General features: G+C 32.5%; 11 protein-coding genes and 1 riboswitch. Of the genes, 6 read left to right on the top strand and 5 right to left on the bottom strand.

What is annotated here, in order from left to right:
• Window positions 1–26: 26 nt before the first annotated feature.
• Both Q0616_RS11045 and Q0616_RS11040 read right to left on the bottom strand, forming a co-directional pair.
• Window positions 27–2,567, bottom strand: a complete 2,541-nt coding sequence (locus Q0616_RS11045; protein WP_298776964.1) for a DUF5686 family protein — start codon at window positions 2,565–2,567, stop codon at window positions 27–29.
• 78 nt (window positions 2,568–2,645) lie between these two features.
• On the bottom strand, window positions 2,646–3,668 hold the full coding sequence (locus tag Q0616_RS11040; protein ID WP_286482965.1) for a pyruvate dehydrogenase complex E1 component subunit beta: 1,023 nt from the start codon (window positions 3,666–3,668) through the stop codon (window positions 2,646–2,648).
• 160 nt (window positions 3,669–3,828) lie between these two features.
• A riboswitch (cobalamin riboswitch) is annotated at window positions 3,829–4,008 on the top strand.
• Between the two features lie 34 nt (window positions 4,009–4,042).
• Here Q0616_RS11040 and Q0616_RS11035 point away from each other — a divergent pair.
• Together Q0616_RS11035 and Q0616_RS11030 are read left to right on the top strand one after the other, a co-directional pair.
• Entirely contained in the window at window positions 4,043–5,851 is a 1,809-nt protein-coding gene (locus tag Q0616_RS11035) for a TonB-dependent receptor (RefSeq protein WP_286496635.1), read from the top strand.
• A gap of 4 nt (window positions 5,852–5,855) precedes the next feature.
• Window positions 5,856–6,932 (top strand): DUF5074 domain-containing protein, encoded by a 1,077-nt coding sequence (locus Q0616_RS11030; protein ID WP_188319330.1) that lies wholly within the window; start codon window positions 5,856–5,858, stop codon window positions 6,930–6,932.
• 32 nt (window positions 6,933–6,964) lie between these two features.
• On the opposite strand, the gene Q0616_RS11025 is transcribed toward Q0616_RS11030, so the two are convergent.
• A complete protein-coding gene (locus Q0616_RS11025) occupies window positions 6,965–7,870 on the bottom strand; it encodes an EamA family transporter (RefSeq protein WP_286482952.1) in 906 nt (301 codons plus the stop codon).
• Window positions 7,871–7,948: 78 nt separating this feature from the next.
• On the opposite strand from Q0616_RS11025, the gene Q0616_RS11020 reads away from it, so the two are divergent.
• Window positions 7,949–8,389: a nucleoside deaminase gene (locus Q0616_RS11020; protein WP_171623044.1), complete on the top strand. Its 441-nt coding sequence runs from the start codon at window positions 7,949–7,951 to the stop codon at window positions 8,387–8,389.
• Here the strand turns inward: Q0616_RS11020 and Q0616_RS11015 are convergent.
• On the bottom strand, window positions 8,386–9,132 hold the full coding sequence (locus tag Q0616_RS11015) for an alpha/beta hydrolase (protein WP_260541781.1): 747 nt from the start codon (window positions 9,130–9,132) through the stop codon (window positions 8,386–8,388). The two genes, Q0616_RS11020 and Q0616_RS11015, sit on opposite strands and share 4 nt — an antisense overlap.
• Window positions 9,133–9,179: 47 nt before the next feature.
• Between Q0616_RS11015 and Q0616_RS11010 the strand changes: the two genes are divergently transcribed.
• From Q0616_RS11010 to Q0616_RS11000, 3 genes are all read left to right on the top strand, one after another.
• Complete coding sequence (locus Q0616_RS11010) at window positions 9,180–9,659, top strand: hypothetical protein (protein ID WP_260541783.1); 480 nt, start codon at window positions 9,180–9,182, stop codon at window positions 9,657–9,659.
• 27 nt (window positions 9,660–9,686) lie between these two features.
• Window positions 9,687–10,268, top strand: a complete 582-nt coding sequence (locus Q0616_RS11005) for a hypothetical protein (RefSeq protein ID WP_298776963.1) — start codon at window positions 9,687–9,689, stop codon at window positions 10,266–10,268.
• 90 nt (window positions 10,269–10,358) lie between these two features.
• Window positions 10,359–11,792 (top strand): M28 family peptidase, encoded by a 1,434-nt coding sequence (locus Q0616_RS11000; protein WP_298776961.1) that lies wholly within the window; start codon window positions 10,359–10,361, stop codon window positions 11,790–11,792.
• Between the two features lie 40 nt (window positions 11,793–11,832).
• On the opposite strand, the gene Q0616_RS10995 is transcribed toward Q0616_RS11000, so the two are convergent.
• Window positions 11,833–13,209 (bottom strand): tryptophanase, encoded by a 1,377-nt coding sequence (locus Q0616_RS10995; RefSeq protein WP_171623048.1) that lies wholly within the window; start codon window positions 13,207–13,209, stop codon window positions 11,833–11,835.
• Window positions 13,210–13,283: the final 74 nt, after the last annotated feature.

Genomic DNA, 13,283 nt, shown 5'->3' with positions numbered 1-13,283 from the left:
AATATTCTTTTTTTATTATTTATTCTCTAAAAACTCCAATCTAAACCGATTGTGACGCCAAATTTACGAACATCTGGCAAATTATTATAATTTCCACGCCAATTAAAATCAACTCGAATAGGTCTAATGTTTCCAAAACCAATGTTTTCGATTCCAAACCCGTATTCATAGTAGATTTGTTGATTAGGTGCAAAGTATTCTATTGTGGAATGATTGATTGCTTTACTTTTTTCGGAAATATCTCCGTATGCTGCACGTAAGAAGCCAACTTCTCTTAATTTTAATTTTTTGATTAAGGGAACTTTGTTCAAAATCCAACCATTAAAGTGGTGCTCCCAGTTCATTGTCGCATATTGATCAGTTACAAATTCATAATAATCTAACTGAGAAAACGTTCCATACACTTGTCCATAACTTTCATTACCGGGTATTGCACTCATTAATGAGAGTGGAACACCTTGAAATGTTTTTCCTGCTTCTACTGTTACCAACGATTTACCAAATGATCCAATCAAAATAGGTTGTGTATATAAGAATTGTAATTTATCGTATTCAAAATCTGAATTGATGACACCTTTTAAACCTTTTGTGTAACGTAACATCAACGTTGGTGCAAGTGTAGTCATTTCGTAACGATCAATTCCATATTGCGAATATTTAGCACCTGGACGAGCAATAATCGAAACACTCACACTTGAGTTTGTCAAGGTTTCTTTTAGTTGACCATTCTTTTCGTAAGCTATCGAAAATTGTTGCGCATCCGCAGGCTTTATCAGTTGATAATTTCCATCAACACGAAATGTAACGTTTTTCCATGGCTCTATCGAAGTATAGATGTTTGTCAAATTATTATTACTCAAAAAAGTATTGTCTCCTTGATTAATAATAGATGAAGAAGCAAAACTACGCGTCATAATTCCATCAGATGAGGTTAAAGAAGCAGCCAATTGTTCTACATCTCGCTTTGTTCCAATTCCGACTTGAAAACGATTGTATTTGTTAAACATATAACGGAAATCGGCTCCGTATTTGAATTTATTATCACCAAAACCATAGGCCATAAATCCTTGTGCGCGCCACATATCATTTTGCGAAAAATAAGTACGTGCTCCAGCTCTTAGACGGAAACCTTCGATTTGGTTATATCCAAAAGACGAATATAAATTTCCGATATCAATAGCGTTTCCAACGTTGTAATAACCAGAACCAAGAACTTCAATAGCTTTTACAATATTATTAAATTTTGGAACTTTATTTAATTGTTCTAATGTTTCGTAAATTCCTTCTTGATCTTTTGTTAAAGTCTCAGGACGACTTTCTGCCCAAAATTGATTATCTTTTTCGTTTAAAGAAGCTTTTGCAGGATCTAATCTTTCGTAATAATATGCTTCGGGATGCGTTGTATTGAAATCGTAGTTGTAATAATTAACCGTTTTATGCGCAAAAATTCCTTTTGCACTTTCCTTTTTACTCAACAAAGACATGTCTAACATCGCATATTCTTTCTTTGGATAGAAAATAGAGTCGTTTGGAATGTCGTATTGCAGATTCATGAAAATATTGCGTACAAAATTTACATTGATTTCTTTCGTCGTTTCCATCACAACTTCTTTTACTGCGTAAGCATCTTTCGAAATAAATAATTCACCTTTGAACGTTAGTTCACCTTCTCGACGTGGATAATATTTGATTCGATAAGATTCTACACCGTCAACGTCTACAGTATCTTTCAGTTCATAATCGTACACAGCAAAACCATCAGTGGCAATGGGACTCACAAATTTGATATCTAAAATATTAACTCGATTATCGTAAATATCTACATCACGGAAAAGATTTTTTACTGTTGATGCTACAATTTCATTGTTCTCGAATCCAGATGTTTTATTGGCAATTAATTCGCGACGCTCTTTTGTAGAAGGTTGATTGATACCAGCTATTTTATAAATTGATTCATTCAGAAAAGCGGGTAAATATGTTTTTCCATTAATAGAAGATGTATCAATTTTTTCAAATACAAATTCCATTCCTTTGAAAATCTTACGCTTCATAAAAGTTGAGTCGATATTGCTGATATCAAATTGCAACTTCTCATATTCATCATATTGATAATGTGGCGTTAGCTTTAAACCGTTTTTCTTTTTACGTTTCCAAACCTCTCTTAAAATAGCGTAGGCAGGGTTTTCTTTCTTTTTAAGACGCTTTTTCTTTGCCGAAACAACAGCTTCTTGTAAATCAACTGATTGATTATTATCAATTTCTTGTCCTTCTTCTTCCGCTAAAAATAATTGCGCAATGAAATTATAATCGATTTTATTTTCGATGATATAATCCGAAATTTCATAACCACTTTTCGAAATGACTATTTTTTCTGCATTAGAAGTAGATTCGATATAAAATGTACCATCAGAATTTGATGTTGCACTAACTTTTAGTTCAGGTAATCGAATATCTGCATAAGGAATTGGCTTCAAGGTTTCAGCATCTATTACTTTACCTTGAATTTTTACTTGTGCCTGTAGAGAGGCTAGAACAACTATAAAAAAAGCTGTTATATAACTTTTCATTTATGAGATTTGGTTAAAAAAAATAAAGCCTAGCAAAATGTATGCTAGACTTTACAAATATAGTTGATAATCTTAATATTATTTATACATAACTGATTTTACAGCTTCAATAACATCTTTTGCATTTGGAATCCAAGATTCGTACAAGTTTGGAGCGTAAGGTGCTGAGGTATCTTTAGTTGTAATACGTTTGATCGGCGCATCTAAATAGTCGAATGCTTTTTGTTGAACCATATAGGTAATTTCTGAAGCAACTGAAGCGAAAGGCCATGCTTCTTCTAAAACAACCAAACGATTTGTTTTCTTCACCGATTTAAAAATCGTATCATAATCTAATGGACGAACTGTACGCAAGTCAATAACTTCTACACTAATTCCTTCTTTTGCTAATTCATCAGCAGCAAGATAAGCTTGCTTAATAATTTTACCGAAAGAAACCAAGGTTACGTCTGTTCCTTCTCGTTTGATTTCTGCTTTACCAATTTCGATTGTGTACTCTTCATCTGGCATTTCCATTTTATCTCCATACATCTGTTCAGATTCCATAAAAATAACTGGATCGTTGTCACGAATTGCAGATTTTAATAAACCTTTTGCATCATAAGGATTAGAAGGGACAACCACTTTAAGACCTGGTACATTGGCATACCAATTTTCAAAAGCTTGTGAATGCGTTGCACCTAATTGTCCTGCAGAAGCAGTAGGTCCTCTAAAAACAATTGGACAGTTAAATTGCCCTCCTGACATTTGATAAATTTTAGCGGCGTTATTGATAATTTGGTCAATACATACTAATGAAAAGTTGAACGTCATGTATTCTACGATTGGACGGCATCCTGTCATTGTAGAACCAATTGCAATACCAGAAAAACCAGCTTCTGCGATTGGTGCATCTATTACACGTTCTGGACCAAATTCGTCTAACATTCCTTTCGAAGCTTTGTAGGCGCCGTTATACTCTGCTACTTCTTCTCCAATTAAAAATACAGATTCATCGCGACGCATTTCTTCACTCATTGCCTCTGCGATTACTTCTCTAAATGTTTTTATAGCCATTTTATGCGATTTCGTTCTTTTATTATATTTTTTCCTAAAGCAAATGTAATAAAAAACTTGTGAATTATTTAAAACGAATTTATTCAATAAAAAATCCCAATAAATCGAGTGACAATTTGGGACAGAAAATAATTGAAAAAGTATTCAATTATTGATTTGATTTTAATGATTTAACAATCACGTATTCATATTTCAAGCACTTTTCTTTACATTTGCACAAAATGGTGCTCAACGAGTGAGTTAAAAGGGAATTTGGTTCAATTCCAAAACTGTCCCCGCAACTGTAAATTCTCCCTATCTTTTTACTACAAATCCACTGAGAAATCGGGAAGGATATAAAAAGTGAGAACAAGTCAGGAAACCTGCCATTGATAACGAATGAATAGAAAATGTTTTCGGAGGAAAAACAGCTTTTTAATATGAAAAATTTTTTTCTTTGTTTTAATTTGATTGCAGGAATTGCTTTCGCACAGACAGATACCATCAGTTTGAAGCCTTTGATTATGAATGATGTTTTTCTCAAAAATCATTATAAATCGCAAAGTGTAATCAAACTCAATGATAGTATTTTAGAGCAAAATCCGAATCAACTTACCCAAGTTTTGCAAGCGCAAACACCGCTGTATTTTAAAGAAAATGGTAGAGGAATGGTTTCTTCTCCCTCTTTTCGTGGAACTTTGGCTTCGCACACCGCTGTTGTTTGGAATGGAATTAATGTTAATTCGCAAACAACTGGACAAACTGATTTTAATTTATTTACGAGCAATTCTTTTGACGGAATGATTGTAAAACCTGGTGGCGGAAGTATCGCATATGGAACAGGGGCAATAGGTGGAACAATTCACTTGCTGAATAAGACTGAATACAATAAAGGTCTTAATCAAAAAATAAGTTTGGGTTATGGAAGTTTTGATACATGGTCTGGAAAATATAAACTCAACTATAGTACAGAAAAATTAAGTTCTTCTTTAGCTTATGTAAGAAGTCAATCGGATAACGATTATTCGATTCCAAATTTTATGAAGAAGAACTTGAACGGAAAATATTATTTCAATACGATAAATGCCAATTTTGGGTATAAAATCGATTCGAAAAATGAATTAAAACTATATTCGATGTTTAATTTTGGTAGCCGAGAATTTCCATTGGTTGATATAGGTTCTACGCCTTCGGGTTACGACAATAACGATTATCGTGTGATGACGGAATGGAATTTTAATCCAACTGAAACGTGGCAATCGCAATTAAAGTTGGCTTATGTAAGAGAAGAAAGTAGTTTTTTCAACAACATTCACCATACATATTCTGACGATTTAGAGGTTGATAATTATGTATTGAAATATTATTTGAATCATCAATTGACATCTAATTTTGAAGTAGCGATTTCATCCGAAGCAAATTATAATCAAGGAAGTGGAAATAATTTGAGCAAAAGTGATCAAAATTCACTCAATTTTGCGTTGATTGCAAAACATAAATTATCGGATCATTTTGCGTATGAAGCGAGTGTTCGCCAAGATTTTTCTAACCAATATCAAAATCCTTTTATTTATTCTTTAGGCTTCAATTATCGTCCTATCAATTCCTATCAATTAAGAGGAAATATTTCGAAAAATTTCAGAAATCCAACCTACAATGATTTGTTTTGGAAAACGGGAGGAAATCCAGATTTGAAATCAGAATCGGCTTATCAATTCGAAATTGGGAATGATTTTATCAGTAAAAATTTAAACATTCAAACCAATATTTTTTACAATAAATTGAGTGATATGATTCAATGGATTCCGAGTCAATCGAACTCTTCGTATTGGATTCCTCGAAATGTTAACCGAGCCGAAACCTATGGTTTTGAATTGATAGGAGATTACAAATGGAATGCTTTTACATTTAATACAACTTACGGATTCACAAGAACAAAAGACAAATCGAAAAACAAAGAACTAATGTATTCGCCTCGTCACAAATGGACGTCAAGTGCACAATATACGTACAAACAGTTATCTGCTTTTGTTCAAAACAGTTACACAAGTAAAGTCTTTTCTGATTCGGAAGAAGAAAAAATAATTGATAATTTTTGGGTAACTAATTTAGGGTTAAGTTATACGATTTCACCACTTTATAGCGTTTTTATTAGAGTGAATAATGTGTTTAATCAACATTACCAAACACAAGAAAACCGTTGGCAACCAGGCATAAATTATACTTTACAAATACAAATAAAATTTTAAAACTATGATAAAATTTAAATCTATTGCGTTTATCGCTTTAGCTGGAGTTTTTTTACAATCGTGTTCAAATGATGATGATGGACCAAGCAACGACCCTGAAAATGGGAACTATTCGAAGGGAGTTTTTGTTTTGAACGAAGGAAATATGAACTCGTCTAATTCGGATATTACTTATTTTGATCCAACTAAAGATGTAAGTACAACAAATCCAATTCAAGATATTTTCAAAACTGCAAATGCAGGGGCTCAATTAGGATCAGTTGGACAAAGTATTTTTTTTAAAGGAAATAAAGCATATATCGTTGTTAATGCATCGAATAAAGTAGAAATTGTTGATCATACAACGTTTAAAAAGGTAAATACGATTCCTTCTTCTTCAACAATGAACAATCCTCGTTACGTGGTTGCTGATAATGATTTCTTGTATATTTCTAATTGGGGAGATCCAGCTGTTTCTACTGATGATTTTATTGCAAAATATAAGATGAGTGATTTATCTTTTGTTGAAAAATATTCGGTGGATGAAGGTCCAGAAAAGATGATTCTTGAAAATGGAAAATTGTACGTTGCACAAAAAGGAGGTTGGGGAATTGGTAAAACAGTTTCAATTATTGACCTTAAAACATCAGATAGAAAAACAGTTAATGTTGGAGAAGTTCCGACTGATTTAACGATTCAGAACGGAAATTTATATGTGCTTTCGCAAGGTGTTTCTTGGGGGACACCATCAAAAGGGAAATTAGTTCGATACAATCTTGCAAGTGAAGACAAATTAGAAATGAATTTCCCTGAAGGAGAACATCCAGATTTCTTGGTCGCGAAAAATAATAAATTGTATTATATTTTGAATAATTCTGTTTATTCAATGGCTTTAAATGCAACAAATTTACCAACGAAAGCAGACTATATTACAGGTGCAGATAATGTGTATGGATTTAATGTAGAAGGCGATACGTTCTATATTTTAGATGCAAAAGATTTCAAATCAAGTGGTCGTTTGTTAATTCAGAATGCGCAAGGAGGTCTTAAGCATCCAGCGATTACAACAGGTGTTGGACCAAATTCTGTTTACATCAAATAGTTACTTCTTTATAGTAATAAAAAATCCGAAAGCTAAGCTTCGGATTTTTTTATGTTTTTTAATTTAAAAATTGTTTTCGAATTGAAAACGATAATTGCTAAAAGAATTAGACTATAACCAATCATTTGCATTGGAGCTACAACTTCATTATAATAAAAAATTGCCAAAGCGAAATTCATAATTGGATTCAAGTAAATTAAAATGCCGACCGTAGAGGAATCGATTCCTTTCAAAGCAAAATTATTCAAGAACATAGGAATAATTGTGAATAACACAACAATCATCAGAATGCATTGGTAAAAAATTGTTTCGGTCGGAATAGGTCCTGAAAAAATGAAAACCAACGGCAACATCAAAATTGCAACGATTAATAATTGGGTCATTAAGAGATTGAAACTATCGAAAACATTCAAACTTCGTTGAATAATAATATATAATGCAAAAGTACAAGCTACAATTAAGCTATAAACTAAGTCTAATAAATGACCTATAGAAAGGATTAAGCACGCTAAAAGACTAATTCCAACAGCAATCCATTTTATTTTGGTCAAATGTTCTTTCAGAATGATAAAAGCTAATACGGTGGTTATAATTGGACAAACCAAGTAAGAAAGCGAGGCTGCTTGTACGCTAATATGATTCATCACGATGATAAACATCAACCAATTAGTCATTAAAATTACAGAACCACCAACAATTAAGCTTCCTAATTTTTTTTGTTTCTTTTTGTCAAAAGATTTGAACAAATTCCAGTCAGCTTTCATTTTACTTCGTCTAAAACCAACGTTTATTAGCACTAAAAAGAAAACCGAAACGTATAATCTAAAAAATAGAATATCCAAAGGAGGATAATCCGCAATAGGTTTTAAACCAAAACTAAAAAAGCCCCAAATAAAGTAAGTTATAATGGCTGCGATGATATATTTTGATTGATTCATAATTGGAGTCTTCAATTTGTGCAAATGTATCGAATATCCAAGTTGGAAATGATTAATTTTGCGTTTAAATTTAATCAAATGGAAAATCTTTTTACCGACGAATATTTTATGCGAATAGCCTTTAACGAAGCTGTAACAGCTTTCGAAAGAGACGAAATTCCAGTTGGAGCTGTCATTGTTTGCAACAATAAAATTATAGCAAAAGCACATAATTTAACCGAAACGTTAACCGATGTTACGGCTCATGCCGAAATGCAAGCGATAACTTCTGCAGCGAATTATTTGGGTGGAAAATATTTACAAGATTGTACTTTATACGTTACTTTAGAACCTTGTGTGATGTGTGGTGGCGCTTTGTATTGGAGTCAAATCTCGAAAGTTGTGTATGGTGCTTCTGATGATAAAAGAGGTTTTAAAGCAAAGATTGGAGAGCTACATCCAAAAACTGAAATCGTAGCTGGAGTTATGGAAGATGAATGTAGCCAATTGATGAAAGAGTTTTTTATGCGAAAACGCTAAATTGATTTTAAGAGTGATAAAACTTCTTCATAATTTTCGATAAAAGCCATGTGTCCACCATCTAATTTAGAAAGATGAATAGTTGGTAAATCAGGTATTCGTGTTAGAAATAGTTCAGGATTAACTGTTTCATCATTTAAACCGACCATAATATAAATTTCACCTTTAAAATCGTATAAAATTGAAGAACGATCTGGTCGCTCTCGCATTCCTTTCAAAGCCGCACAAACACCTTCGATAGAGGTTGTTAAAGCTATTTCTTTTACAAATTTTAAATCCTCTCTAAATTTATCTCGATGATGAGCGGCAAATAAAGAGGGCATACTAAAATTAACCAATGTGTTAAAATTTCTTTTCGCTGTATTACATGCTTTCAATCGTTGATTTTTCTTAGCTTCATCATCCGCTAATGTAGAAGAATTAATCAAAACGATATTCTCTGTTCGTTCAGGAAAAAGTTCAGCCAAAGCACAAGTTACATAACCACCCATCGAATGCCCAACAAAAGTTGCTTGTTCAATTTTTAGCTCATCTAAAACAGCAATCACTTCTTCTGCCATTTCTTCCATAGTGTTCACTTCACCAATGTTTTCAGAATTTCCATGACCGGGTAAATCAATTGTAATGATTTGGAAATGTTCTATCAAATCATTTTTTAATCGATTCCATATTTTATGATTTTCTAAAAAACCATGTAAAAAGACAATTGCTTTTCCGTCTCCATTATTTTCGTAAAACAACATAAGTTTGGTTCAGAATTTGTAATTCGTTAAAATACAAATTTACAATAATGAAAAAATATACTCCTATTATCCTCCTATCATTAGCTATTGCTGCTATTGTTTTTTATTGCATGACTAAAAATGAACCTATTAAAGTGGGACAACCTGTCCAGAAAGAAGGGAAAAATAGTTCTTTTGTAAAAGAAATTGCATTAAGAATTCCAGAAATTTCAGATCATTCAGAATTAAAACTTATGAATGGAAAAGGCGATTTTGAGATAGAAAAACATGCAAATGAAAATCAAATATTTAGTTTTCGTAATGATTCTTCTCAATCAGTATTTATTCAAATTATTCCACAAAATAATCAAGCAAATATTCGAATCAACCAAATTATTTCACCTAATAACGAAAGTGATGGACCTTTTGGAAAAGAAATCAATTATGATTTGACAGAAAAAGGTTTGTACCAAATTAGAATTGGAGAAAGTTTAATGCAAGGAGATCCTTTTGAAGGAAATTATACCTTGAAATTGCAGTTAAAATAGTTACTTTTACAACAGAATTTTGCTGTTATGAAATGGAATTTTATTGCTTTTATTGCTTTATTGTGTTTTTATAGTTGTGATGACAAATCTACGCCGACAATTTATCCAAGCAAAATAGGGATTGATTCGGCATACAAGGATTTAGCTAAACAAGATAAACCAATTGTAGAGGATGTGATGAAAGAGGAAGAAAAAACTCTAAAAACCTCTAATAAAATAGTTGAAAAACCGAGCCGAAAAACTATTTCAAATACGGATAAAATTGTTCCGTTAAGTCTCAATAATACAACCGAAGATTTGGTTATTAGTTATGCAAAAGCAAATGCAGAACCTACTAAAGTAGCGGGACAAACGAATACATTTACGTTTAATTCGGATTCAGCCAAAAAAGTTTGGATTAAAGTATCAGCACAAGATTCAATGGCTAATATTCGTATTAATCATATCAAAGGACCTGCAGATTCTATAAAAGGAGGACCTTTCGGAAAAGAAACGATTTTCGAGTTACCTGCACGTGGTGTTTATCAATTTTCTATTTCAGAAAAGCCTACAAATGCAAAACCTTATGCTGGACAGTATAAAGTTGAATTGAAATTATTGTGGAAGTAATGATCTATCTTTCAAAATAAAATAAAAATTTTAGTTAATTTTTATCAATTATTTTCCAAAACATTTTTAAGTTTATGGAAATACTCACACATGAAATCGAAATTATTATTCTCACTTGGCTTAATTACTGCAACCATGAGTTTATCAGCTCAAACGAATGAACAAATTTTAACGTTGATAAATAACGAAGTAAAACAAAATTCGGAGGCTTATCAACAATTAAAAAAAGCAACCGAAACGATTGGGCATCGTGCAACAGGAACAGAAAATGGAAAGAAAGCAGAAGAATATGCTGCAAATTTATTGCGTTCTTATGGTTATGATATTGTTTTTCAGGCATTTACTTTTAATGGGTGGAATCGTAAGAGTTTAGATCTTAAAGTTAATCATCAATCAATCGAAGCGGTTGCGTTAGCACATTCGCCTGCAAAAGTCAAACTTTCTGGTGAATTGATTGATTTGGGAAATGGTTTACAAGACGATTACAAACAAATTGGTGATCAAGTAAAAGGTAAAATTGTTTTCGCTGCACTTGGTTTATTAGAAGGGACACCAAAAGAAGTTGAGAATCTGCATCGCTCCGAAAAAACTGCTTTAGCAGAAAAATATGGAGCAAAAGGAATTATTTTGTTTAATCGTGCTCCAGGAGAAATTTTATTAACAGGTACTGCTTCGGTTACGGGAGAAATTATCAAGATTCCTGCACTTAATATCAGTTTAGAAGCCGGATTGAAAATCAAAGAAAATTTAAAGAAAGGAAAGGAAGTTGCAAAAATAGAAATGAAAAATGATGTTGGACAAATGAAAGGTCGCAACATTATTGCCACGAAAATTGGAACTAAATATCCAGACGAAAAAATTGTTTTAGGAGGTCATTTAGATAGTTGGGATTTAGCTACGGGAGCTATAGATAATGGAGTGGGAAGTTTTTCTGTGATTGATGTAGCAAGAACGTTCAAAAAACTTCAATTGAAAAATGAGCGAACAATAGAGTTTGTTCTATTTATGGGAGAAGAAGTTGGATTGATTGGTTCTAAACATTATGTGAATCAAGCAATGAAAGATGGTTCAATTCATCAAATAAAAGTGATGTCAAATATGGACATGACAACTAATCCAAAATCCTATTATTCGACAATGGAAAGCAGTTTGCCAATTTTATCAGCATATGCGAAAGATGTCCAAAAAGTAATTCCAGATTTTAAATCGAGTACATATGTAAGTATCGGTTTACATTCGGATCATCAGCCTTTTATGTTACAAGGTGTGCCAATTATAGGTTTGTCAGATAGTCAATTTACAAAAGGTGCTTTAGATTGTTACCACGCCAATTGTGATACGTTTGATTATGTAGAAGAAGTTGGCTTAAAAAATAATGTCATTTTAGAAACCTATTTGTTATACCAATTAAGTAATCTTGATCAAATACCTTCTAATCATTGGTCTGAACTTGAAATAAAAGAAGCTTTAATCAAAGGAAATTTAAAAACTCCACTTCGTATTTCAGGCGATTGGAGATGGTAATATCAAAAAAATCCTTCAGAATTTCTGAAGGATTTTTTGTTTATTTCTTTTTTAATTTAACGGTAAAATGTCGTAAGATTTCTGATTCCCACGAAATTTCATAACCTGAATTAATCTCATTTCGGCGATCGAAAATATTCTTCAATGCTACTGCGATATAATCCATGTGACTTTGGAAATAAGTACGTCTTGGAATGGCTAAACGCAACAATTCTAACTTTGGATAACGATTTTCTCTTGTTTCAGGATCACGATCAGCCAAAATAGTTCCAATTTCTACACCTCGAATTCCAGCTTCCTTATACAATTCAATTCCTAAAGTTTGTGCAGGGAATTCTTCGCGCGGGACGTTTGGCAAGAATTTTACAGCATCTACAAAAATAGCATGTCCTCCAATTGGTTGTTGAATCGGAATTCCATATTCGATTAATTTATTTCCTAAATATTCGATCTGTTTGATACGAGATTGTAAGTACGAATATTCTGTTGATTCTTGTAAACCTTGTGCTAAGGCAGCTAAATCGCGTCCAGCTAATCCTCCATAACTTAAATATCCTTCGTATATAATTCCAAAATTTCCACAAATTTTATATAGCTCTTCGTTATTCAGTGCAATAAATCCACCGATATTTACCAAACCATCTTTTTTTGCAGACATCGTCATTCCATCCCCAAAAGAAAACATTTCCAAAACAATTTCTTTAATTGTTTTCTGCTTAAATTCTTCTTCTCTTTCTTTGATGAAGTATGCATTTTCAGCAAAACGAGCACCGTCAAAAAAGACAGGAATTTCATACTGATTAGATAGTTCACGTACTTGACGAATGTTCTCCATAGATACAGGTTGACCACCAGAAGAATTACACGTTACCGTGATTAAAGTAAATGGAATTTTTTCTTTGCCATATTCTTTGTAGACATTTTCAAGCTTTTGTAAATCGATATTTCCTTTGAATGGATGAATCAATTCGCTATCAAATGCTTCGTCAATTGTACAATCAATGGCATGTGCTTTTCTAAATTCAATGTGTCCTTTTGTTGTGTCAAAATGTGAATTTCCAGGAACCACATGACCTTCTTTAACAAGTGCCGAAAATAATACATTTTCCGCTGCACGACCTTGATGAGTAGGTAAAAGAAATTTGAAACCTGTAATTGTATTGATTGTTTCTTTTAGTTTCAAGAATGATTGAGAACCTGCGTAACTTTCGTCTCCAGTCATCATCTCAGACCACTGTTTATCCGACATAGCTCCAGTTCCTGAATCGGTTAATAGATCGATAAATACTTTATGGCTTTCAAGATTAAATAGGTTGTAGTCTTTTTCTTCGATCCACTTTTCGCGCTCTTCTGGAGTAGATTGATAAATTTCTTCGACCATTTTTATACGAAATGGTTCGGCAAAAGGTAATTTCATTTTTTTGTGTTTAGTGTAAAACTAAGAAACCTTAAGAATATTATCAATTATATAATTAAAAACGAAAAAAAATC

This window comes from uncultured Empedobacter sp. (assembly GCF_937930195.1).
Taxonomy (GTDB): Bacteria; Bacteroidota; Bacteroidia; order Flavobacteriales; family Weeksellaceae; genus Empedobacter; species Empedobacter stercoris.
Note: the sequence above shows the minus strand (reverse complement) of the source record. Positions and strands in the feature narration are given on the sequence as shown.